Annotated in this window: 29 protein-coding genes; 11 read left to right on the plus strand and 18 right to left on the minus strand. The window is 68.8% G+C overall.

Features of this window, described 5'->3' with window-relative positions:
* Positions 1-131 precede the first annotated feature (131 nt).
* Positions 132-1,064: a hypothetical protein gene (locus Q4V64_RS23855; protein WP_124441108.1), complete on the plus strand. Its 933-nt coding sequence runs from the start codon at positions 132-134 to the stop codon at positions 1,062-1,064.
* Here the strand turns inward: Q4V64_RS23855 and Q4V64_RS23860 are convergent.
* The 4 genes from Q4V64_RS23860 to Q4V64_RS23875 all read right to left on the minus strand — a co-directional run bounded on the left by Q4V64_RS23860 (position 1,055) and on the right by Q4V64_RS23875 (position 4,568).
* On the minus strand, positions 1,055-1,774 hold the full coding sequence (locus Q4V64_RS23860) for an HAD family hydrolase (RefSeq protein ID WP_253267051.1): 720 nt from the start codon (positions 1,772-1,774) through the stop codon (positions 1,055-1,057). The genes Q4V64_RS23855 and Q4V64_RS23860 overlap by 10 nt on opposite strands.
* A 29-nt stretch (positions 1,775-1,803) precedes the next feature.
* Positions 1,804-2,682 (minus strand): winged helix-turn-helix domain-containing protein, encoded by an 879-nt coding sequence (locus Q4V64_RS23865; RefSeq protein ID WP_124441106.1) that lies wholly within the window; start codon positions 2,680-2,682, stop codon positions 1,804-1,806.
* A gap of 155 nt (positions 2,683-2,837) precedes the next feature.
* Complete coding sequence (locus tag Q4V64_RS23870; protein WP_253267050.1) at positions 2,838-3,590, minus strand: HAD-IA family hydrolase; 753 nt, start codon at positions 3,588-3,590, stop codon at positions 2,838-2,840.
* Between the two features lie 96 nt (positions 3,591-3,686).
* Complete coding sequence (locus tag Q4V64_RS23875) at positions 3,687-4,568, minus strand: winged helix-turn-helix domain-containing protein (RefSeq protein ID WP_124441105.1); 882 nt, start codon at positions 4,566-4,568, stop codon at positions 3,687-3,689.
* Positions 4,569-4,760: 192 nt separating this feature from the next.
* On the opposite strand from Q4V64_RS23875, the gene Q4V64_RS23880 reads away from it, so the two are divergent.
* Positions 4,761-4,949, plus strand: coding sequence for a hypothetical protein (locus tag Q4V64_RS23880; protein WP_124441104.1), 189 nt, complete (start codon positions 4,761-4,763; stop codon positions 4,947-4,949).
* A gap of 38 nt (positions 4,950-4,987) precedes the next feature.
* On the opposite strand, the gene Q4V64_RS23885 is transcribed toward Q4V64_RS23880, so the two are convergent.
* Positions 4,988-5,908, minus strand: coding sequence for a winged helix-turn-helix domain-containing protein (locus tag Q4V64_RS23885; protein WP_124441103.1), 921 nt, complete (start codon positions 5,906-5,908; stop codon positions 4,988-4,990).
* Between the two features lie 175 nt (positions 5,909-6,083).
* On the opposite strand from Q4V64_RS23885, the gene Q4V64_RS23890 reads away from it, so the two are divergent.
* A complete protein-coding gene (locus tag Q4V64_RS23890) occupies positions 6,084-6,269 on the plus strand; it encodes a hypothetical protein (RefSeq protein WP_124441102.1) in 186 nt (61 codons plus the stop codon).
* Between the two features lie 385 nt (positions 6,270-6,654).
* Here Q4V64_RS23890 and Q4V64_RS23895 read toward each other — a convergent pair whose 3' ends face one another.
* Both Q4V64_RS23895 and Q4V64_RS23900 read right to left on the minus strand, forming a co-directional pair.
* The gene (locus tag Q4V64_RS23895) at positions 6,655-7,617 is read right to left on the minus strand and encodes an asparaginase (protein ID WP_124441101.1); all 963 of its coding nucleotides are present in this window, start codon (positions 7,615-7,617) and stop codon (positions 6,655-6,657) included.
* A 12-nt stretch (positions 7,618-7,629) separates the two neighbouring features.
* Positions 7,630-8,211 (minus strand): aerial mycelium formation protein, encoded by a 582-nt coding sequence (locus tag Q4V64_RS23900; RefSeq protein ID WP_124441100.1) that lies wholly within the window; start codon positions 8,209-8,211, stop codon positions 7,630-7,632.
* A gap of 159 nt (positions 8,212-8,370) precedes the next feature.
* Here Q4V64_RS23900 and dtd point away from each other — a divergent pair, with 159 nt between their 5' ends.
* Entirely contained in the window at positions 8,371-8,796 is a 426-nt protein-coding gene (gene dtd, locus Q4V64_RS23905; RefSeq protein WP_124441099.1) for a D-aminoacyl-tRNA deacylase, read from the plus strand.
* Positions 8,797-8,809: 13 nt separating this feature from the next.
* Here dtd and Q4V64_RS23910 read toward each other — a convergent pair whose 3' ends face one another.
* The 6 genes from Q4V64_RS23910 to Q4V64_RS23935 form a co-directional block, all read right to left on the minus strand.
* Entirely contained in the window at positions 8,810-9,775 is a 966-nt protein-coding gene (locus tag Q4V64_RS23910) for a folate-binding protein YgfZ (RefSeq protein ID WP_124441098.1), read from the minus strand.
* Positions 9,776-9,820: 45 nt separating this feature from the next.
* Positions 9,821-10,279, minus strand: a complete 459-nt coding sequence (locus tag Q4V64_RS23915) for a Fur family transcriptional regulator (protein ID WP_124441097.1) — start codon at positions 10,277-10,279, stop codon at positions 9,821-9,823.
* Positions 10,280-10,355: 76 nt separating this feature from the next.
* A complete protein-coding gene (locus tag Q4V64_RS23920) occupies positions 10,356-10,931 on the minus strand; it encodes an FABP family protein (RefSeq protein WP_124441096.1) in 576 nt (191 codons plus the stop codon).
* Between the two features lie 205 nt (positions 10,932-11,136).
* The gene (locus tag Q4V64_RS23925; RefSeq protein ID WP_124441094.1) at positions 11,137-12,045 is read right to left on the minus strand and encodes a hypothetical protein; all 909 of its coding nucleotides are present in this window, start codon (positions 12,043-12,045) and stop codon (positions 11,137-11,139) included.
* Entirely contained in the window at positions 12,042-12,821 is a 780-nt protein-coding gene (locus Q4V64_RS23930) for a hypothetical protein (RefSeq protein WP_124441093.1), read from the minus strand. The genes Q4V64_RS23925 and Q4V64_RS23930 overlap by 4 nt, the downstream gene beginning before the upstream one ends.
* Complete coding sequence (locus Q4V64_RS23935) at positions 12,818-13,549, minus strand: hypothetical protein (RefSeq protein ID WP_172629268.1); 732 nt, start codon at positions 13,547-13,549, stop codon at positions 12,818-12,820. Before Q4V64_RS23935 ends, Q4V64_RS23930 begins: the two co-directional genes overlap by 4 nt.
* 103 nt (positions 13,550-13,652) lie before the next feature.
* On the opposite strand from Q4V64_RS23935, the gene Q4V64_RS23940 reads away from it, so the two are divergent.
* Entirely contained in the window at positions 13,653-14,015 is a 363-nt protein-coding gene (locus tag Q4V64_RS23940; RefSeq protein WP_124441091.1) for a DsrE family protein, read from the plus strand.
* A gap of 3 nt (positions 14,016-14,018) precedes the next feature.
* Here the strand turns inward: Q4V64_RS23940 and Q4V64_RS23945 are convergent, their stop codons facing one another.
* Entirely contained in the window at positions 14,019-14,216 is a 198-nt protein-coding gene (locus tag Q4V64_RS23945; protein WP_124441090.1) for a DUF397 domain-containing protein, read from the minus strand.
* Complete coding sequence (locus Q4V64_RS23950) at positions 14,198-15,040, minus strand: helix-turn-helix transcriptional regulator (protein WP_124441089.1); 843 nt, start codon at positions 15,038-15,040, stop codon at positions 14,198-14,200. Before Q4V64_RS23950 ends, Q4V64_RS23945 begins: the two co-directional genes overlap by 19 nt.
* Positions 15,041-15,205: 165 nt before the next feature.
* On the opposite strand from Q4V64_RS23950, the gene Q4V64_RS23955 reads away from it, so the two are divergent.
* From Q4V64_RS23955 to Q4V64_RS23975, 5 genes are all read left to right on the plus strand, one after another.
* The gene (locus Q4V64_RS23955; RefSeq protein WP_124441088.1) at positions 15,206-15,610 is read left to right on the plus strand and encodes a hypothetical protein; all 405 of its coding nucleotides are present in this window, start codon (positions 15,206-15,208) and stop codon (positions 15,608-15,610) included.
* Between the two features lie 137 nt (positions 15,611-15,747).
* On the plus strand, positions 15,748-16,485 hold the full coding sequence (locus Q4V64_RS23960; protein ID WP_124441087.1) for a DUF2993 domain-containing protein: 738 nt from the start codon (positions 15,748-15,750) through the stop codon (positions 16,483-16,485).
* 415 nt (positions 16,486-16,900) lie between these two features.
* Positions 16,901-17,740, plus strand: coding sequence for a sulfurtransferase (locus tag Q4V64_RS23965; protein ID WP_124441086.1), 840 nt, complete (start codon positions 16,901-16,903; stop codon positions 17,738-17,740).
* A 41-nt stretch (positions 17,741-17,781) separates the two neighbouring features.
* The gene (locus Q4V64_RS23970; RefSeq protein ID WP_003991226.1) at positions 17,782-18,069 is read left to right on the plus strand and encodes a DUF1416 domain-containing protein; all 288 of its coding nucleotides are present in this window, start codon (positions 17,782-17,784) and stop codon (positions 18,067-18,069) included.
* Positions 18,070-18,155: 86 nt separating this feature from the next.
* A complete protein-coding gene (locus Q4V64_RS23975) occupies positions 18,156-18,416 on the plus strand; it encodes a DUF3099 domain-containing protein (protein ID WP_124441085.1) in 261 nt (86 codons plus the stop codon).
* Positions 18,417-18,451: 35 nt separating this feature from the next.
* Here Q4V64_RS23975 and Q4V64_RS23980 read toward each other — a convergent pair whose 3' ends face one another.
* From Q4V64_RS23980 to Q4V64_RS23990, 3 genes are read right to left on the minus strand one after another with little or no spacing between them, the layout of a single operon-like run.
* Positions 18,452-19,582, minus strand: a complete 1,131-nt coding sequence (locus Q4V64_RS23980) for a hypothetical protein (protein WP_124441084.1) — start codon at positions 19,580-19,582, stop codon at positions 18,452-18,454.
* Between the two features lie 2 nt (positions 19,583-19,584).
* Positions 19,585-19,839, minus strand: coding sequence for a MoaD/ThiS family protein (locus Q4V64_RS23985; RefSeq protein WP_124441083.1), 255 nt, complete (start codon positions 19,837-19,839; stop codon positions 19,585-19,587).
* A gap of 36 nt (positions 19,840-19,875) precedes the next feature.
* On the minus strand, positions 19,876-20,799 hold the full coding sequence (locus Q4V64_RS23990; RefSeq protein WP_124441082.1) for an alpha/beta hydrolase: 924 nt from the start codon (positions 20,797-20,799) through the stop codon (positions 19,876-19,878).
* A gap of 165 nt (positions 20,800-20,964) precedes the next feature.
* Between Q4V64_RS23990 and Q4V64_RS23995 the strand changes: the two genes are divergently transcribed.
* Complete coding sequence (locus Q4V64_RS23995; RefSeq protein ID WP_124441081.1) at positions 20,965-21,744, plus strand: response regulator transcription factor; 780 nt, start codon at positions 20,965-20,967, stop codon at positions 21,742-21,744.
* Positions 21,745-21,908 lie beyond the last annotated feature (164 nt).

Consider the following 21,908-nt stretch of genomic DNA (forward strand, 5'->3'; position numbering starts at 1 on the left):
GTTGACCGAGGCATCATGGTGGACCTCGGAGATCGACAGGCATCGCCGCCGCCTCGTGTCCGCGGCGCAACAGGGGGTCGAGGGTGTCTTCTCGCAGGCCGGGCGGAAGCGGTCAGCCCAGATTCGAACGTGTGCGGCAGTCGCTGAGCGCATGGAAGCCGCGCATCGTCAAGTGGCTGCTGGCCTTCGTCGCGGTACTCGGAATCGCCGCCGAAATCATCGAGCCGCTGGGAAAGGTACTCAAGGGACAGGGCTTTCTCGGTGGATCCTTCGCCGCACTCATCGCCCTCATTCTTCTCGACGCCGTTGGCGACTCTGATCCGCAGGAGGTATCCGGCGTCTACGTCCTCGCCGACCTGGGCGATCTGCGTACCCCGATGGCGGAGGCGTTCGAGGCCCGAGTCGTCAGCATCGACTTCTCCGGGTTCAGCATGCAGACGCTGCTCGGTCTGCTCATGGAACCCCTCAACCGGCTGGGCGACGAGAAAGTCAACATCCAGGAGCTGACGCTTCGCCTCACTATCGCCCATCTCAATCTGCCGCTGAGTCTGCCCGGAAAACTTGAGCCCGCCGAGAGCGCTGATCACCCCGACGGCACGCTGCATTTCATGGATTCCGAAGAAAATCGCGAACGCATGCGTGAGAAATACACGTTGCACAACTGGAACGAACTCAAGCGACTACTGGAACGGGTTCACGAGAAAAACCCGAACATCGCCATCTCCTGCGAAGTTCGGGAGTCACCCCAGGTACCTGAGCGAAAACTCTACATATTCAATCACGAGAAGGTATTTTCCGCACCGTACGGAATCAGGGAAAGCAGCGTGGAATGGCGCGGAAATTCTTTCCGGATCCTCGACACCGAGGGTTTTGGATTCAAGTACGGAAATGCGCGGATCATCGGATGGGACCGGCGATCCAGATCTCGCTCGACCCAGGAAATCGCCGAGCATCACATGGAATGGCACCGGAATCTGTGGGAAAGGTTGAAGTACATCAAGCCCAGGCACCCCGTCATCGCCGACCCTCGGTGGGTGCGACCCGACGAGCAGTCTCAGGCCTGAGTGCGGATCAGCTTGAGTACAGGCTCCAGTGAGGCGACGATCGTCTCGGCGCCCGCGTCCCGCAGCAGCTTCTCCTTGTGCTCGTTACGCGCGTAGCCGAGAAACGGAACGCCGGCCGCGTCAGCGGCGAGCAGGTCCGAGGGAGTGTCGCCGATCATCAGGGCGGTGGACGATGCCGAACCCATCGCGTTCAGGGCCCGGTGCAGGCAGTGCGGGTCGGGCTTGAGGAGGTTCAGCTCCTGGATGCGACCGTAGATGTGCGGGGCGAAGCAGGAGGTGAGGCCGCGGCTCGCCAGGTACGTGCGCACCACCCGGGGGGAGTTGTTGGTGGCGATCGCCAGCCGGGAGCCCACGGCCTTCCAGGTGCGTATCAGCGGGTCGGCGTACGGCGTGGGCATCGCCAGGGCGGTGGCCCGCAGTTCTTCTTGGGTGAGACGTTCCTCCAGCTCGGCCACGAGGTCGCTGCCGGGGTGTCTGCGGTCGACGGCGCGCAGGACGATGTGCGGGTCCGGGGACTTGCGTTCGTCGTCGGTCAGCAGGCCGTGCAGGCCGCGTCCTTCGAGCCAGTCCACCAGGTCGTTCGCCACCTTCTCCGCCGAGTGCCCGGCGAACAGGCCGCAGATCGGCCCGTCGAAGTCCCACAGCACGACTCGGGCGCGCTTGATCAGGTCCCGAAGCCTCTCGGTGTCGTTCTCTGTGTCTGATGCCACCGGTTCAGTCTGCGTCGTATCGGAAGTCACTAGGAGAGTGTCAGGTCCCTGGTGATGGTTTCCCAGAGGGCGTCGAACCACTTCTGCGATTGCTCCACGAACGCGGCGTCCCGCTGACCGGCGCCGTCCTCGAAGGAGAAGAGGAGGGATTCGGTGCCGAGGACGTCGTACATGTCGAGGGTTCCGGTGTCCGAGGGCTCCTCGCGGCGGGTGACCGTGTAGTACGCGATCAGCGCCTCCGTGCCGTTGAGGAGGTACAGCTTCACCGGCGGGGTGAAGGGCAGCGCGCGGAACGTGACGCGGACGTCGATGTCGTGGGAGGAGCTCAAGGAGCGGAGGCTGTGCCGCAGGACGTGGGCCTGGGAGTTGCGCATCTCCAGCCAGCGCTGATGGACCGGGTCGCCGTCGACCGGGCCCCCGACCGGGACCGGGAAGGCCAGGGCGATGTCGCGGGAGGGCAGGAGGATACGGACGTCGATGGACTGGGGGCGTACGCGGTGCTCGTGGATCAGACGGAGCGGCTGGCCCAGTGCCACGAGGAGGCTCTCCGCCGTCAGGCAGGCCGCGTCGATCCGTACGTGCGGCGCGGCGAACGCCTCGGCGAGCCTCGGTGCCAGCCCCACCATCGTCGGCTGGGGTTCCCCCGGTCCGCGGGTCGGCTCGGCGATCCTCGGCGGGCTCCCCTTGCTCACATTGATCAGGAGGCCGTCCTCCTGAAGGGACCTCAGGGCCTGGCGGACCGCGCCGCGTTCCACGCCGAACTCCTCGGCGAGCTCGGCCTGGGTGGGCAGGCGGTCCCCCGCCTTGAGGTCGCCCACGCGGATCCGTTCCCGCAGGATGTCCGCGATCTCCTGGGGCGAGAGTCTTCTGCTGCCGTCCACGGCCACGTTCTCCTGAGTCACGACCAAACGCTATGGCGCCACTCCATCTGGGGGGAGTTGTTTGAAGCTCGTGTATAAGTAGTCGCCAAGTGGAGACAACTTAATCATGTTTGGTTGCCAACTTGGTTGAGTTGGCGCCACCATATGAGTCACGGGCGCCCGGGCGGACACCATGGGAGCGCTCAGCAAGGCCGCACGCGCCGCACGGCATCCAGCAGCCGCTTCATCGAGCCCACCATGATGCAGTGCTCCGGCACTCCGGCCGCCAGCAGCTTCGGCACCGCCGCGTCGCTCCGCGCGTAGCCGAGGAAGCGGACGCCGGCCCGGAGTGCGGCCGCGTGGTCGGACGGGGAGTCGCCGATCATCAGCGAGACGTCCGGCGCCGCCCCCATCGCCCTCAGGGCCAGGTTCAGGGTCTGCGGATGCGGCTTGAGCACACTCAGGTCCTGCGTACGGCCGTATATGTGGTCGAAGCAGGAGAAGAGTCCGCGCTGCTGCAGGTACGACGCGACCGTGCGGGCCGAGTTGTTGCTCACGATCGCCAGCCGTGCCCCGACCGCCACCCAGGTCTGGATCAGCGGGTCCGCGTACGCCGTGGGCATCGCGACGCGTGCCGCCTTCAGTTCCTGCTGGGTGAGCCACTCTTCGAGCTCGGCGACGAGATCGGTACCCGGGTACCGCTCGGCGAGGGTGATCAGCACGCCGTGCGGATCCGGATTGAAACGTTCCTCCTCGGTGAGGACCCCGTCCCCTCCATGGGACTCCAACCACTGCACCTGGGCCCGGGCGATGGTCTCGGCCGGGAGGTGGGCGAACAGCCGGCAGATCGGTCCGTCGAAGTCGAAGAGGACATACCGCGTGCGCGCGACAAGCTCCTGAAGAAGATCCTCGGCCTCTCTCGCCACCAGGTCGTTCCGTCCAGTCTCAGCGGTCACTAGCTGAGTGTGGGCCGAGGAGCCTTCGAATCCCAGAGGGCGTCGAACCAAATCTCAGCCACCTCTGACCGAGTCGGTATCCGTCCCGCGCTTCGGTCAGGTGAGGGTGAGGTCCGAGGTGATGGTTTCCCACAGGGCGTCGAACCACTTCTGCGACTCCTCCACGAACGCGGCGTCGCGCTGCCCGGCCCCCTTCTCGAAGGAGAACAGGACGGACTCGGTGCCCAGGACGTCGTACATGTCCAGCGTCCCGCTGTCCGAGGATTCCTCACGGCGGGTGATCATGTAGTAGGCCATCAGCGCCTCCGTGCCGTTGAGGAGGTAGAGCTTCACCGGCGGTGTGAACGGCAGGGCCCGGAACGTCACGCGTACGTCGATGCCGTGCGAGGAACGCAGCGAGCGCAGGTTGTGCTTCAGCACCTGGCCCTGGGCGTTGCGCTGGGCCAGCCAGCGATCGTGCACGGGGTCGTCGTCCTGGCCGCGGCCCCCGACCGGGACGGGGAAGGCCAGGCTGATGTCGCGGGAGGGCAGCAGGATGCGGGCCTCGATCGACTCGGGGTGGACGCGCCCCTCGTGCACCAGCCGGAGCGGTTCGCTGAGCCCCGTCATCAGCGTCTCCGCCGTCAGGCAGGCCGCGTCGATCCTTACGTGCGGTGCGGCGAACGCCTCCGTCAGCCGCGGGGCCAGCGCCACCATCACGGGCTGCGGTTCGGCTCCGGCCACGGCCTGCTCGGCGACCCGCGGCGGACTGCCCTTGCTCACGTTGGTGAGGAGTCCGTCCTCCTGGAGCTTGCGCAGGGCCTGGCGGACGCTGCCGCGCTCCACGTCGAACTCCTCGGCGAGCTCGGCCTGGGTGGGCAGGCGTTCCCCCGCCTTGAGGTCGCCCACGCGGATCCGTTCCCGCAGGACGTCGGCGATCTCCTGGGGGGAGAGTCTTCTGCTGCCGTTCACGGCCACGTTCTCCTGGGTCACGACCAAACGCTACAACTCGGATCCATCTATGGGCAGTTGTTTGAAAGTTGTTTATGGGTAGCTGCCAAGTGGGGACAACCTAATCAGAGTTGGTTGCCAACTTGTTCGAGTTGGTGGAAGTTTTGCTTCTTGTTCGACCGAACCACGACCCCCCACACCCCGCCCCGCCCCGCCTGAAAGACCGAAGGGGGAACCACCGTGCCTGTCCTCGCCCTCCTGTGCGCCGTGTTCGTCGTCGGCGTCGAGCAGACCGTCCAGTGGAAGTACGGCGCCGCCGGAATCATCGGTCTGCTCCTGCTCACCATAGGCATCAAGGCCAAGAGTCCGGCCGTCAGCTCCGCAGGGGCGGTCGTACTCGCGCTACTGGTCGCGAGGCCCGCCGTATGAGTCACCCGTACGACCCCGCTCAGCCTCTGTGGGAGACGTCAGCTCGTGAGCAGCAGCTCCGAACTGATCGTCTCCCACAGTGCGTTGAACCACAGGTGGGACTGCTCCACGAACGTCGTGTCGCGCAGACTCGTGCCCTGCACGAAGTCGAACAGCGTCGACCGGGTGCCGTCGGCGTCGTACGTCTCCAGGGACTCGTGGTCGGTCTCCGCCCGGCGGCGCCCCAGCGTGTAGTACGCGAAGAGCGTCTCCGTGCCGTTGAGGAGATAGAGCTTCACCGGTGGCGTGAACGGCAGGGCGCGGAAGGAGACGTCCACGTCGATGCCGTGCGTGGCGCGCAGGGTCAGCAGGTTGTGCTTCAGCACCTGGCCCTGGGCGTTGCGCTGGGCCAGCCAGCGCTCGTGGACGGGATCGTCGTCCTCCCTGCGGCCCTCGACGGGGACCGGGAAGGCGAGGTCGATGTTCCGGCTCGGCAGCAGGACACGCACGTCGACCTTGGCCGGATTCATTCGCCCGGCGTGGATCTGGCGCAGCGGTTCGCCCATGGCGAGCGTGAGGGAGATGGAGGTCAGGCACACGGCGTCGATCTCGACGTGCGGGGCCGTGAACGCCTCCGCGATACGGGGGGCGAGGGCCACCATGGTGGGTAGCGGCGCCGCTGCGGGCCCGGCCGACAGCCCGCCGAGGCCCAGGTCAGGGGCTACGGTCGCCGGGCTGCCCTTGGAAAGGTTGGTCAACAGGTGCTCGGACTGCAGGATGTGCAGCGCCTGTCGTACGACCCCGCGCTCGACGCCGAACTCGTCGGCCAGCCGGGCCTGCGTGGGCATGCGCTGGCCCGGCCGCAGCACGCCGGAGCGGATCCGGGCGCGCAGCTCGTCGGCCACTTCGCGATGTGACTTCTGTGGCCGCTGTGCCCTCTTCCGCCCATTGACGGCGGCGTGTTTCGGGTCCACGACCAAACACTACAACTTCCCGCCATCTTTGGGCAGTTCAGAGGAAGGTGGTTATGAGACGCTTCCAAGTGGAGATAAGTACAGTGAAGTTGGTCGCCAACTTGAGCAACGTGGTCAAACTTTCGCAAGGTTGGCCAGCTGGGCGACCCGCAGGGACCACCGTCCCGAAGGGGGGACCGCCGTGCCGCTCATCGCCATCGCCCTAGCCGCCCTCGCCGTCACCTTCGAACAGTTCGTTCAGTGGAAGTTCGGCGCGATGGGCATCATCGGCCTCGTCGCGCTGACCGTCGGCGTCAAGGCCAGGAACGCCACGATCGGCGGCGTCGGAGCGGTCATCCTCGTAATGCTGCTCGCCCAGTCCGGCTGACCGGGCTCCCTTCCGGAGGGGAGCCGGGAGCCCGGTCGGTCCGCACAGCCACAACTGAACATCGTCGGTGAGAAGCAGGACAGCACAGCCACAACCGAACAGCTCGCTACGGATATCTGCACAGCCACAACCGAATGCACAGCCACAACTGAACAGCCACAACTCAACGCACAGCCATAACTCAAGGCACAGCCACAACTGAACAGCTCGCTACGGATGCAGAGCAGCATCAGCACTGTCGCCAACGGGAAGGAGTCTCAGAGCATGTCCGGGCACCAAGGTCGCCCGGACGTACGCAGCAGGGCGTCGGCCGCCAGGCCGGCGCCCGCTCGTTCTTCCCGGGCCCGGGCCGAGCGCCACCGCACCCGCACCCACACCCACACCCTCAGAACGCCGCCCGCACCTCCCCCACCTCCCGGCCCCCGCCCATCAACGGCGCCGCCGCGATCCGCCCCACCACCTCCGCGTCCACGCCCGCAAGCCGCAGCGCCCGCCCCAACACCGGCCCCAACGCCCGCCCTCCCCCGTCCTCCACCTTGAACGCCAGCGCCCGTCCGTCCGGCAGGGCCACCGCCTGGACCGCCTCCGCGCCCATCTTCGACAGCGTGCCGGGGACCTCGCGCATCAGCCACGTGTCATGGCGGCGGGTGCCGGCGACGTACTCGGGGTGGGCGCGCATCGCGTCGGCCACCCGGCGTTCGGCGGAGCCGGGGTCGGCGAGGACGAAGGTGCGGTAGGCGCGGGCCAGGCCCGTCAGGCTGATCGCCATCAGGGGCGCGCCGCAGCCGTCCGTGCCGACCGCGGCCACCCGCTCGCCCGCCGCCTCCTCCACAACCCTGTGGACAAGCTGCTGCAACGGATGCTCAGCCGCCAGATACGTCTCCAGCGGCCAGTCCCGCAGCGCGCACGCGGCCAGCATCGCCGTGTGCTTGCCGGAGCAGTTCATGGTCACGCGGGAGCGCACCGCGCCCGACGCCAGATACGTCTCCCGTTCGTGCGCGTCCAGCGGCAGATCCGGCGGGCACTGGAGCAGTGCCTCACTCAGCCCGTGCTCGTCCAGCATCTTCTGGACGAGGTCGCGGTGGAAGGACTCCCCGGAGTGGCTCGCGGCGGCCAGGGCCAGTCGTTCCCCCGACAGGTCCAGGCCCGCCCGCAGCACGCCCGCCGCCTGCATCGGCTTGTTGGAGGAGCGCGGGAAGACCGGCACGCTCACGTCACCGAGCGCCAGCTCCACGGCCCCGTCCGCGTCCAGCAGGACCAGACTGCCCCGGTGCCGTCCCTCGACGAAACCGGACCGGACGACCTCGGCGAGAACAGGGGCAGTGGCAGTGGCAGGTATGAAGGGCATGGAGCGTGTGCCTCACGTGAGCAGGTCGTCGACTTGTGCCTCCCCCTCACGGTAACGGCGGGCGATCTCCGCGCTGCAGTCGTCGGCCGTGCGCTGCAGCCGTTGCCGGCGCCGGGACAGTTGCTGCTCGTACCGCACGAGCCGCCCCATCGCGGTGTTCAGCTCCAGGTCCGTCCGCGCGCCCAGGTCCGACAGCTCGACCTCGGCGAGCATGTCCGCCGCCAGCCGCCGGGACTCCTCGCTCTGCGGGACGCCCAGCGTCACATGGCGGGCCGAGGAGCGCTGCCGGGCCGGGGCGTCCGTCAGGATCTCCGGCAGCCGCTCCACCACGGACGGCTCGCCCGTGGGCATGACCGACGTCGGGCACCGCCGCGCGAGCTCGGCCCGCAGGATGTCGATACGGCCCTGCAGCAGCCGCCGTACATAACTCAGGTCGGCCTCGTCGCGCTGGGCGTCCCGGCGCAGCACGCGCAGCTCGGGCAGGCTCAGCACGGCGAGGTCGTGCTCGGGCGGGTCCGCGGGCAGCACGGGGCTGTCCGTTCTCTGCACGGGTGGCCGCTGGGTGCCCAGCCGCCCGGTACTCGGTGTGCTCATGTGCCTCAACCGTCCCCTCGACCGGCGTGTGGAAGCATGGTGCCACCCCAAGTGGCCGCTATGTGAACGAGTGCCCCCGATCCGCCCCAGATGGGGGGGTAAGGAATAAAAAAGAATCCCCTTACGGGCGCTTCTCCTCCGCACGGCATGATGGTCCGCATGCGTGCAGTGGTGCAGAGGGTGGACGGCGCGAGCGTCGTCGTGGACGGCGAGACGGTGGGGGCGATCGAGGGCGAGGGGCTGTGCGTCCTCGTCGGGGTCACCCATGAGGACACCAAGGAGAAGGCGGCCCAACTCGCCCGCAAGCTCTGGTCGGTCCGCATGCTGGCCGACGAGAAGTCGTGCAGCGACATCGACGCGCCCCTCCTCGTCATCAGCCAGTTCACCCTCTACGGCGACGCCCGCAAGGGCCGCCGCCCCACCTGGAACGCGGCCGCCCCCGGCGATGTCGCCGAGCCGCTCGTGGACGAGGTGGTCGCCCGACTGCGCGCGCTGGGCGCGACGGTGGCGACGGGCCGGTTCGGCGCCCAGATGCGGGTGTCTCTGACGAACGACGGCCCGTTCACCGTACTGCTGGAGATCTAGAAAGCTCGCACGACTACGGCCCGACGACCACTTCCTGCGCGGCCGCTGTCTCTCCGGCCAGGAGCCTCGCGTCCACCGGCACGTTCCGCTTGACCAGCGCGAGCGCGACCGGGCCGAGCTCGTGGTGCCGTGCGGACGTGGTGATGAAGCCGATCTTGCGGCCGTCGGGGCCCTCGTCCGCGAGGCGGATCTCGGTGCCGGCGGTCGGCAGGTGGACCTCGCTGCCGTCGAGGTGGAGGAAGACCAGGCGGCGCGGCGGCTTGCCGAGGTTCTGCACGCGGGCGACCGTCTCCTGGCCGCGGTAGCAGCCCTTCTGGAGGTGGACCGCCGTGCCGATCCAGCCCAGCTCGTGCGGGATGGTGCGGTGGTCGGTCTCGAAGCCGAGGCGCGGGCGGTGGTGTTCGACGCGGAGGGCCTCGTACGCCAGGATCCCGGCCGCGGGGCCCGCCTTCTCGGCGTACGACTCCAGTTCCGCGCGGGGGAGGAAGAGATCACGGCCGTACGGCGTCTCGCGGACGACGACGCCTTCCGGCACCTCGGCGATCGAACCGGCCGGCAGGTGCACGACCGCGAACTCGTCCGTCCGGTCGGCGACTTCGACGCGGTTGAAGAACTTCATCGACTCCAGGTACGCGACCAGCGCCTCCTGGGTGCCGGGCTCCACGTGCGCCCAGACCGTCGAGCCGTCGTCCACCAGGTACAGGGCGTGCTCGATGTGGCCGTGCGGGGAGAGGATCAGCGCCTCGGTGGCCTGCCCCGTCGGCAGTTCGCTGACGTGCTGGGTGAGCAGCAGGTGCAGCCAGCTCAGCCGGTCCTCGCCGGAGACGGTGACGACCCCGCGGTGCGAGAGGTCGACGAAACCGCTCCCGTCGGCGAGGGCGCGCTGTTCGCGGAACAACTCGCCGTAGTGGGCGGCGACGCCTTCGTCCACGCCCTCGGCGGGGACGGCGCCAGGCAGAGACAGCAGGGGGCTTTTCATATGACTAAGCCTACGACTCGGTAGTTGAAGTCTTGGTTGAAGGCTTCACGTTGAAGGCTTCACAGTTGAGGGGTTCACTGTTGAACTCTTCGCAGAACAGTCCTTGCACCGCCCGAAGATCGCGAAGTGCTTCATGTCCGTGTCGAAGCCGAACTCCGCCCGGAGCTTGGCGGTGAACTCGGCGGCCACGCTCAGATCCGCCTCGATGACGTTCGTGCAGTCACGGCAGACGAGGTGGATGTGGTGGTGCCGGTCCGCGAGGTGGTACGTCGGCGCGCCGTGCCCCAGATGGGCGTGGCTGACCAGCCCGAGCTCCTCCAGGAGCTCAAGGGTCCGGTAGACCGTGGAAATGTTGACCCCCGACGCCGTCTTCCTCACTTCCACGAGGATGTCGTCGGGGGTCGCGTGCTCAAGGGTCTCGACGGCTTCGAGCACAAGTTGCCGCTGCGGGGTCAGCCGGTAGCCGCGCTGTCGCAGATCAGTCTTCCAGTCGGTGCTCACCACACTGGAGAGTCTATGACCACTGGATGCGAAGGCTTAGCCGAAGAAGGCGCTCGAAGACGGCTCAACCGAAGACGGCCTACTTGAAGAACGCGATCCCGTCGTCCGGCATGTCGTCCGGCAGGGCCTTGGCCCAGCGCTCGACGTCCTCCGGGGTGACGACCTTCTTCAGGTGCGCCGACATGTAGGGGCGCAGCTCGACCTCGGGGGTCTGCTTCTCGCCGACCCACATCAGGTCGCTCTTGACGTAGCCGTACAGGCGCTTGCCGCCGGTGTACGGGCGGGAGGCCCCCGTACGCGCCACCGCGTCCGTGACCAGGTCGATCTGCGGCTTCTTGGAGGCCAGCTCGCCGTACCAGACCTCGACCACGCCGTCGTCGCGGACCATCGTCACCTCGACCTTGCGGTCGGCGTCGATCCGCCAGTAGCCGGACTCGGACTCCAGCGGCCTGACCTTGTTGCCGTCGTTGTCCAGCACCCAGGTGTGGGAGCGGTACTCCAGGAAGTCCCGGCCGTCGTGGGCGAAGGTGACCTCCTGCCCGAAGTTGCACTTCTCGGCACCGGGGAAGTCGTGCACACCCGCGCCCGCCCAGTTGCCGAGCAGGAAGGCGAGGGGGACGAGCTCCTTGTGGAGGTCGGACGGGATCTCGATCATGAGCAACAGTTCCTAGACGGGGGTCAGCGTCCTACTACGGCGGTCAGCGCTGGCCCTGGTACAGCTTCTTCACGGTCAGCCAGGCGAAGCCGAGCACGCCGACGCAGACGAGGACCAGCAGGGCTTCGAAGAAAACCTCAAGCACGGGAGTGCTCCTTGATTGAGCAGGGTGGCGGTACAAAGGCCGGGCCCCAGCTTACGCGGCTCACCCGAGCAGCTGGCTCTGCAGGGTCACCGTCTGCTGGAACGGAACGGCCGGCGCGGTGCCTTTCCGGGACTGGATGATCACACCGAGGACGTCCCCGGCGGCCAGGTACGCCTGCCGGACGTGCTCGGCGCCGTACGGCTTGGACTCCGTGTACACCGAGCGCTGGACGTCGTCGATCCGGGCCGGCTCCGGGAAGTCCTCGTCGAAGACGGAGGCACCGGCGCCGCGCACCACCCGGCCCGGGCTGCTGTACGGCGCGATGTCGGTGGAGAACACCTCGTCCACGACGGCAGCGGTGTCGAAGTGGAGGAGATAGATCCGCGTGTGCGTGCCGTCCTCGGTTCTCCAGCCGCGGGCCGCGATGTGCCGCAGACCGTTGTCGACGAGCTCCTGCCGGAACTCCGCGCGCTCCTCCGATGCGTACTCCGCCAGGAACTCCTTCGTCGCCAGCCAGCCGTCCGAGCCGCGCAGCCGCTTGTCCTGCGTGGCCCCCTCGGGCGCCGGCAGGACGAGGGCGCGCAGGTCGGCGTAGTGGGCGCCGGCCTTGTTCGTCTCGGCGAAGGGCTCCGGGCTGCCGGAGGGCAGCGGCGGCCTGGTCAGCGCCGGGTAGTCCCAGCGCCCGTCCGACTCCGTCGCGAGTCCCGGTACGTCCGTCCGCTCCATCCGCGTGATCCCGTACGCCGTCGCCGCCCCGACCGCCGCGAAGACGACGACAGCGGCGGTCCAGCGCAGTGCGGCGCGCAGGACGCGGCGGTCCTTCGGGGGCGTGGGCGGGAGCGGCGGGGCCTCCGGGGGCGGGGGCAGGAGGGTCTGCGGCTGTTCGACGACCACGGGGGTGGTGATCTGCGGCGTGATGATCTCCGGCTCGGTCGCGGTCGGCTGGGTGTCCTGCTGCTGCTCGCTCATACCGCCTCCCCGGGCTCGGCTATGCGGTCGAGCTGCTCGCTCAGCAGCATCGCGACCCCCTTGGTGTCGAGTGGTTCGACGCCGTCCGCGGTGGCGGTGATCAGGACGTCTCCCTGGTACGCGGAGCAGAACATGGTGTCGAGGTCCGTGTCGGCGCCCTTGGGCGGCAGGAAGCACTCGGCGTTCTTGTGGCCCTTGATCTCCGGGCCCTTGCGGAGGATGTCCAGGGCGTCGAGGAATTCCTTCTGGAACGTGGCGATGTCCTTGACGGCCGCCCGGGACTCCATCTGCGCCAGCGTGATGCTGACGGTGTAGATGCCCTCGTTCTCGCTGAGACTGCTGGGGTCGGCGTTGAAGTAGCTGCGCATCGCCATGCCGGTGACGCGCTGCCGGTCGATCTCCTTCTCCAGCTGACGGCGCTGGGTACGGGGCAGATCGCTCAGCGCCTCCTTGCGCAGGGCGGTCGCCTGGGCGCCGCTGAGCTGGGCGTCGGAACCGAACTCGGCGAGATCCGGGCCCCGGGTCCAGCCGTCCGTCCCGTACGGCACGAGCAGGCCGGCGAGCCCCTTGGCGGCCGTCGCCTTCGCGTCCTCGGCCGTGGTCTTGGGGAACTTCCAGACGGGGGCGCCGGCGTCCCGGTCGGCGTCGTTCACGGTGACGACGGTGTAGCCGACGCCTGCGGTGACGGCCGCGGCCAGCAGCAGGGAGCCGGTGATCGTGGCGATACGGCGGCGGAGGGCGTGGGTCGCGACCGGCTCGTTCTGGTTCTCGGTCACAGCCGCTCCATCTGCCGCTCGGCCAGGTCCATGATCCTCTTCTTGCTGATCGGCTTGCTGTCGTAGACCCAGATCTCCACGGCGATGTCCCCACGTCGGGCGTGCGCCTCCGCGCTGTACAGCGGCAGGTAGCCGGCCTCGATCTCGGGGTCGGTGTGGGTGTACGCCGTGCCGTTGCCGGTGCCGGGGATCGACCAGCTCTCGGTGGAGTCTTCGGAGTCCGCCCAGTACTGGCCGCTGTCCACGGAGTCGGCGGCCGCGACGGCCTCCTCCTGGCGGAACTGGATCAGCCGGATCTCCACGGTGGATTCGTCGGTCTCCCATCCGGTGACGGCCGCCCGGCGGAACTCGTCGCCGATGAGGTTGCCGAAGATCTCGGCCGGGTCCTCGTAGTTGTCGGCGTACTCGGCCTGGTCCATCCAGCCGTCCGCACCGGCCAGCCACTCGGCGTCCTTCGCACCGGCCGGCTTCTTCAGCAGCAGCTTGCGCAGGTCGCCGTCGGTCTTCACCCGGCGGTCCCGGGCGGCGGACAGCGGCTCTGGCCCCTCGCCCTTGGCCTGCGGAAGCGTCGGCTGGGACAGCGAAGGCAGCTTCGTCGGCTCGCGGTCGGCCTGGACGAGATAGCCGGCGCAGGTACCGGCGACGAGCCCGAGGACGACGGCACCGGCGACCAGCAGCGCGGTGCGCCCGCGGCGGCGCGGCCGAGGCGCAACCGGGAGTACTTCCAAGACGTCCCCCCACAGAACGTGAAGCGCGCACTCCGTGTACGCGCGTCACAGGTGACTCTCGGCCGAAGCACGGAGTTGTAAGGGCGTTGATTACGATTCGAGCATGGCGAAGAAGCTCGTGATCAAGGTGACGGCGGGGGCCGATGCCCCCGAACGCTGCTCCCAGGCGTTCACGGTGGCGGCGGTGGCGGTGGCCAGCGGCGTCGACGTCTCCCTCTGGCTGACCGGCGAGTCCGCGTGGTTCGCGCTGCCGGGCCGCGCCGCGGAATTCGAGCTCCCGCACGCCGCCCCGCTGCCCGACCTCCTGGACTCGATCCTGGCGGGCGGCGGCGTCACCCTGTGCACGCAGTGCGCGGCCCGCCGCGAGATCACGGAGAAGGACGTGATCGAGGGCGTGCGGATCGCTGGGGCGCAGGTGTTCGTCCAGGAGGCGCTGGGGGACGAGACGCAGGCGCTGGTGTACTGAGGTCTACAGGGCCTTCACAGCGCCGACGAAGTAGCCCCAGGCCGCCGTGTTGAAGACGAGGGTGCCCTTGGCGGGGGCCTTGCTGTCGCGGACGGGGACGACGGAGGGCAGGTTGTCGGCGACCTCGACGCATGCGCCGCCGTCCGGGTTGCTGTAGCTGCTCTTGCGCCACGTCGCGTCGGTCAGGTCGATGACTCGCACGGTATTCCCTCCAACATCCGCAGGATGAACTCGCGTGACTCGGCCGGGGACAGCGCCGCGTCGCGCACCGCATCGTACGCACGTTGCAACTGCTCAACTGAGCCGTTTTCCTCGATCAGTTCACCGCGGTACGCGTGCTCCACGTACGCCACTGTCCGCCCGTCCAGCAGCCGCAGGAACATCACGTCACTACTCACCAGCCCGTGCAGACCGCAGCTCTGCGGCAGTACCTGGATCGTGATGTTGGGCCGCTCCGACATCTCCAGCAGGTACTCCAGTTGCTCGCGCCACTCCTGCGCGTCACGCAGGGGAGTGCGCAGCACCGCCTCCGCCAGAATGGCGCGGAGCGGTGGCGCTTCGTCCACCTCCAGCACTGTCCGTCGGTTGGTGCGCGCCTCGACCTGCTGGTCCAGTTCCGCTCCCTTGGCGCCGCCCAGAGCCAGTAGCTCACGCGCGTACCCGTCCGTCTGAAGCAGGCCGTGCACAGTGCTCACCGCGTAGTGCCAGAGGTTCACCGCCTCCGACTCCAGAATCATGTACCGCCGGTACTGCTCCTTGAACTGCGTCGGGTCCAGCAGCGCCAGCTCCCAGAGGGTCACCAGAAATCCCGGCGTCCCGTAGAACTGGTCCAGCGCCTGTACGACCTCGGGCCCGCCCAGCGTCCGCCCGCTCTCCATCTTGCTGAACTGGGACGAGTCCCAGCCCACCTCCTTCGCGAGCTCCCGCAGGCTCAGGCTCCGCTCTTTCCTCAGCCGCCGTAGCTCCTCGGTGAATCGCTCCCTTGGCTCCTGGCTCCGTCCCGTGACCATAGATCGTTGCGGCATCGCGCTCCTGTTGAATTTGTTGAATTTGGAGGGCTCAGCGTTGAAGTTGGGCCTCTCAACAGCCCAAAGACCCTTTTCGTGCGCCATGCTCTTGGCACCCGAACACGCAGCGTAGTCCAACGCTCGCGCTGCGTACGGGCGTTCGCAGAAAAGGAGCGGCACACGATGACAACGCAGTCGGACCCCCTCGAACCCGGCTCCCTCCTCTACGACCCGACGACGAGCAAGGTCGGCGAGTACCAGGACAAGTCAGGCCCGTACGCGCTGCTACGCCCCATCGGCGGTGGCCGGGAATGGCAGGCGGACCCGGCCACACTGCGTCCCGCCACCCCGCAGGAGCGACTACGCGCTGAACTGCGGGCGGCGAACACGCGCACCCGTACGGTCGGCGCCAGCGTGCCCCCGGACCCCGACGACCTGTGCCGCCCGCCGCTGCCCCTCCCCGGCTGCGCGGTGTGCGCGGAGCTGGCGGGGCGGCGTGAGGCCGCCCGGGCGGTCTTCGACCGCAGCGCGGAGACAGACGCGAACGTCCTGCTGCGCCAGCACCAGCGGAAGGAGCACCGCTCATGATGTGGGCGGTCCCGCCTCCGGCCCTGCCGTATCCACCTCCTGTCACAGAAGATCGACAATCTGAGGCCCAGCCCCCTCCGCAGAGTTACCGTGGCTCGACTGCCGCCTTCGAAGAAGCCCACTTGGGGGAACACCGCATGCGAGCGCTGCGCATACTGCTGATCGTCGTCGTGATACTCGGCGGTCTCTTCGTGATCGCCGACCGCGTCGCGGTCAACTTCGCGGAGGGCGAGGTGGCCGACAGGTTGAAGACCACCGAGAGCCTGGCCGCCACCCCGGACGTCTCCATCAAGGGCTTCCCCTTCCTCACCCAGGTCGCGGGCGGCGAGCTGGACGACGTCGAGGTCGGCATCCAGGACTACGAGGCGGACACGGGCACCGGCGGCCAGAAGATCCGTATCGACGACCTGAACGCCACCATGAAGGGCGTCGCGTTCTCCGGCGACTACAGCTCCGCCACGGCGGCCACCGCCACCGGCACCGCCTCCATCACCTACGACGAGCTGCTCAAGACCGCCAAGTCCGAGCCCACCCAGGTCGCCCCCGGCGTCACCGCCAACGTGGTCGGCCTCTCCGACGGAGGCAACGGCAAGATCAAGGTCGAGGTCGAGGCGACGGTGCTCGGCAACAAGCTGCCGGAGCCGGTCCAGGTGCTCAGCACGGTCACCGCCCAGGGCGACACCGTGAAGGTGCACGCGGACAACCTGCCCTCGTTCGCCGGTGTCGACCTCGCCGAGGGCCGGGTCCGGGCGATCACCGACTTCGAGCAGAAGATCGACGGTCTGCCGGGCGGCATCCAGCTGGACAAGGTGCAGGCGGCGAAGAGCGGGGTGGAGATCACGGTGAAGGGTTCGAACGTCGAGCTGGCCGGGTAGGACGAGGTTCGAACGTTCGGTGGACGAACGGTGTCCGAAAGGCGAGACGCCGACGTCCGTACCGTAGATGTGACGACGGCTACATGCGCCCGGGACCGTACGACAACGGCCCGGGCGCGTTTCTCGTCCCACATCCTGGACGATGGCATCTCATAATCCGACACGCCGGTGACACGCATACCCGTCCGTCCCTACGATCGAGCCCATGAAGCGACAGGCGGATCTCACGAAGCGGCGGGCAGTAGACCTGTGCCGCGTCGCCGCCATGCTCTGTCGCACCTTCTGAGCGGGAGCACCGACTCCCGCATCCCCCACCGCCCTGTCCAGGGCATCCGCGCGCGTGCGCCGCTCACGGCCTGCCCGCGCGCCCCCTCACTCGCACGCCCCGCCGCAACTGCCCCGGAGGAGAAAGAGCATGAGCCGCAGCGACGTCCTGGTCGATGCCGACTGGGTCGAGGCCAACCTCGACAACCCGAGCATCGCCATCGTCGAGGTGGACGAAGACACGTCCGCCTACGAGAAGAACCACATCCGCAACGCGATCCGCATCGACTGGACCCAGGACCTCCAGGACCCGGTCCGTCGTGACTTCATCGACCAGGAGGGCTTCGAGAAGCTCCTGTCGGCGAAGGGCATCGCCAACGACACGCTGGTGATCCTCTACGGCGGCAACAACAACTGGTTCGCGTCGTACGCCTACTGGTACTTCAAGCTGTACGGCCACGAGAACGTCAAGCTCCTCGACGGCGGCCGCAAGAAGTGGGAGCTGGACGCCCGCGAGCTGGTCGAGGAGGTCCCGGAGCGGGCCGCCACCGACTACAAGGCCAAGCCGCAGAACAAGTCGATCCGCGCCTTCCGCGACGACGTCGTGGCGGCCATCGGTTCGCAGAACCTCGTCGACGTCCGCTCGCCCGACGAGTTCTCCGGCAAGCTGCTCGCCCCGGCCCACCTCCCGCAGGAGCAGTCGCAGCGTCCGGGTCACGTCCCGTCCGCCCGCAACATCCCGTGGTCGAAGAACGCCAACGACGACGGCACGTTCAAGTCGGACGAGGAGCTCAAGGAGCTCTACGCCGAGGAGCAGGTGGACCTGGCGAAGGACACCATCGCCTACTGCCGCATCGGTGAGCGCTCGGCCCTGACCTGGTTCGTCCTGCACGAGCTGCTCGGTGTCGAGAACGTCAAGAACTACGACGGCTCCTGGACCGAGTACGGCTCCCTCGTCGGCGTGCCGATCGAGCTCGGCGCCAACAAGTAAGCAAACCCGACCGACCTTTCAAGACCTCTTCAGGAGACGACATGTGTGGAGCGAAGGCCGGCGGCCCGGACGCCTCGACGATCAAGCCCGGTGAGACCACGATCCAGGGTCAGGTGACCAAGGACGGCGAGCCGGTGGTCGGCTACGTCCGCCTGCTGGACTCGACCGGCGAGTTCACCGCGGAGGTCCCGACCTCCGCCACCGGACAGTTCCGCTTCTACGCGGCCGAGGGCACCTGGACCGTCCGCGCCCTCGTACCCGGCGCCACCGCCGACCGCACGGTCGTCGCCCAGCAGGGCGGCCTGGCCGAGGTCGCGATCGCGGTCTGAGGTACGCCTCGAACGCCTGAAGGGCCGCACTCCCGGGTTGGACCTGGGGTGCGGCCCTTCGGCGTGCCCGGACCTACGCTGGACTCATGTACGCACGGCGGCGTCATCGCTACTTCGCCATGATGGGGACCTGCATCGGCCTCTTCGTCCTGGCCTGGGGTGTCGTACGCCTCTGGTCGATTCCCGTGGCCGTCGGCATGTGCGTGGTCGCCATGGTCATCCCGCCCCTGGCCGCGATGGTCGCGAATCGGCGCGGCCCCGAAGACCGCTGGTGGGACGACCCGTCCGGTGACCCGAAGTCGGACGAGTGGTGGGACGAGCTGGACGGCAAGAGGCGGCGGCAGTAGAGGTGACCCTCTGGGGGCTTCGCCCCCAGACCCCCTCAGCCCAGCGCCCGCCCCAGCACATAAACCGCCGGCGCCGCCGCGGCCAGCGGCAACGCCACGCCCGCCGTGAAGTGGACGAACCTGGACGGGTAGTCGTAGCTCGCCACCCGGTGGCCGATCAGCGCGCACACCGCCGCTCCCGCCCCGAGCAGCGCCCCCTCGGCCCCCACCCCCGTCATCCCGCCGACCGCGATCCCCGCGCCCGCCGCGGCGAGCAGGGAGACGATCACGGAGGCCGGGGTCGGCAGGGGCAGCGCGCGGGCCAGGACGGCGACCCCCACCGCCACCGCGCCGACCGTGACCGCGTCCGCCTCGGCCGCGAGGTGGCCGGCCGCGACGATGGTCAGGGCCGCCGAGGCGACCGTCGCCATGAGGCCGTACATCCGCTCGTCCGGGTCGGCGTGCGAGCGCAATTGCGAGACGAGGGCGAGCAGCACCCACACGCCCAGCGTGCCGAGGATCGCGGCGGGCCCGTGCTCGCGGCCCGCCACCAGCAGCACCGCGTCGGCGGTGAGCCCGCCCGCGAAGGCCAGGGCGATGCCCTGCCGGGCGGGCCACATGCCGTTCAGCCGGAACCAGCCCGCGGCCGTGACGGCCTGGAGGACGACGAGCGGTACGAGGAGGGCGTACGACCCGATGGCCGCCGTACCGGCGAGGAGCAGGCCTAGAAGCGCGGTGAGCGCGGCCGGCTGCATGCCGGGTTCGATGATCGGGGAACGGCCTTCGAGCCGGGCGCGCTGGGCGTCGGTGATGCGGGCGTTGCCGGCGACGGTGGCGGGACCGTAGTCGGGGGCCTCTTCGCTACTGGCACCGCCTTGGGCAGTCGTCCCGCTGGGGCGGGACGGGTGGGCAAGGCCTGCAGCGCCGGGCGCCGTGTGGGCGGGCTCGTACCCCTGCTGTTGCGGCACATACGCCGTTTCCGCCGCAGGCACGTGCGCATGCGTCTGCGTCTCCCAGGTCTGCCCCTGCCACTGCTGCGTGTACTGCTGAGCGGCCTGCGGGTCCTCGTACGCCTGGTACCCGGGCCACGCCTGGCCCTGCTGGGCCTGGTGGCCCTGCTGCTGATACGGGTCGTACCCCTGCGGGTACTGCCCCTCGTACTGCCCCTCGTACGGCTGGTCGGTCATCGTCACCCTCCTGCGAACGGCGGGAGCACCTCGACCGTGCCGCCGTCGGCCAGCCGTACCGTCTCATGTCCGCGGGTGCCCACGGGGTCACCGTCGACGAGGAACGAGCATCGCCGCAGGACACGGACCAGTTCACCGGGGTGTCGCCCGCGCACCCCGTCGAGCGCCTCGGCGAGCGTGTCCGCGTCGAACGGCTCCTCGGCGATCCCGGCCGCGGCCTTCGCGGCGGCCCAGTAGCGCACCGTGACCTTTGGCATCCGATCCTCAATCAGTCGGTGGTGTACACCGCCAGGCTAGCCGGACTGTCCGACAGCCCAGTCCCCGATCCGCGCCAGCAGCCCGTCGTCGGCCGCGTGCTCGGCGTGGCCCATGCCGGGCTCCAGCCAGAGTTCCCCGTGGTCACCGGCGGCATCGGCCAGCATGCGCGGGTGGTCGACCGGGAAGTAGCCGTCCAGTTCGCCGTGCACGATCAGCAGGGGTGTCGGGGCGATCCTCGGCACCGCCTCCACGGGAGACAGCGGGACCGGGTCCCAGTCCCGGTGGTGGATCCGCGTACGGAAGCCGTAGCGGCCGACCAGGCGCCCCTCGGGGCGGGTCACCAGCCAGTGGAGCCGCCGCATGGGGGCCGTACCCCGGTAATACCAACGGGCCGGCGCACTCACGGAGACCACCGCATCCGTATGAGCTTCCATATGGGCTTCCGTACGCACCTCCGTACGCACCTCCGTACGCACCTCCCCGCGCGCTTCCGTGCGCCCCCCATGCCGCGCCCCGTACAGCGCCGCGTGCCGCAGCACCACCGAGCCGCCCATGGAGAAGCCGACGGTGACCACGCGCGCGTGGCCGTGCGAGCGGGCCCATCGCACCGCCGCGGCCAGGTCCAGCACCTCCCGGTCGCCGACCGTCGACCGCCCGCCGGAGGCGCCGTGGCCCCGGAAGGAGAACGAGACGACGGCTCCGTACGGGGTGAAGGCCCGCACCACCCGTCGCACGTGTGGCCGGTCCACATCGCCGGTGAAGCCGTGCGCGATCACGAACACCAGGTCACGGGCAGGTGGCCGCGAGGCGTCGTATACGACGTCCCCCGGGTCGTATACGGAATCGATCGTCACACCATCGGTGGTGTGCAGAAACGTCCGTATAGGGGTACTTCTGCTCGTCTCAGAGTGCGGACGAATGGTGGATCGGGCCACATGACCTGCCGGAGTAGTGCTCATGTGGGCTATTCTGCTGGGCAGAGGACTCGGGCAGCGTAGCCCCCGAGTCCTTTTGTGCTTTCGGAAGCGTTGTATACGACGCGGGAAACCGCAGGTGTACGGGGCCCCGGGATCGCAGAGCATGGCCGCAAACGTCCTCGCAGGGACCGAGGAGGAACACGACGTATGAGTTCTCTGCTGCTCCTGACCAACGCTCTCCAGCCGTCCACGGAGGTGCTTCCCGCACTCGGTCTGCTGCTGCACAACGTGCGCGTAGCCCCGGCGGAAGGGCCTGCCCTCGTCGACACCCCGGGTGCCGACGCCATTCTGATCGACGGGCGCCGTGACCTGCCGCAGGTCCGCAGCCTGTGCCAGCTGCTGCGGTCCACCGGGCCCGGCTGTCCTCTCATCCTCGTCGTGACGGAGGGCGGGCTCGCCGCCGTCACCGCCGACTGGGGCATCGACGACGTCCTGCTGGACACCGCCGGACCGGCGGAGGTCGAGGCGCGCCTGCGCCTGGCCATGGGCCGCCAGCAGATCGTCAACGACGACTCCCCCATGGAGATCCGCAACGGCGACCTGTCGGTCGACGAGGCGACCTACTCCGCCAAGCTCAAGGGCCGGGTCCTCGACCTCACCTTCAAGGAGTTCGAGCTCCTGAAGTACCTCGCCCAGCACCCGGGCCGCGTCTTCACCCGCGCGCAGCTCCTCCAGGAGGTCTGGGGGTACGACTACTTCGGCGGCACCCGAACGGTCGACGTGCACGTACGACGGCTGCGCGCCAAGCTCGGACCCGAACACGAGTCGCTGATCGGGACCGTCCGGAACGTCGGTTATCGATTCGTTACGCCGGAGAAGGGCGACCGCGGCGTGGACGAGGCGAAGGCCAAGGCAAGCCAGGCAAAGCCGGAGGATGCGGACGAGGCGGCCGCTCTGGACAGCGCGGAGATCGCGGCCGAGGCATGACGGAAGCCCGCTCTGGGGCCTGTCCGGCGGATCAGGTCGCAGGAAAGCAGCGGCGCCAATAAGCGCAGGTGAGCGGGGTCTGGTGCGTCCAGCTGCAAGGCGGAGGAGGGAGTCGACGCGGAGCGTCGGGGACCGACGACAACGCCGCAGATGGGCGTGCCGGA

The sequence above is a fragment of the Streptomyces sp. NL15-2K genome, assembly GCF_030551255.1.
Lineage (GTDB): Bacteria > Actinomycetota > Actinomycetes > Streptomycetales > Streptomycetaceae > Streptomyces.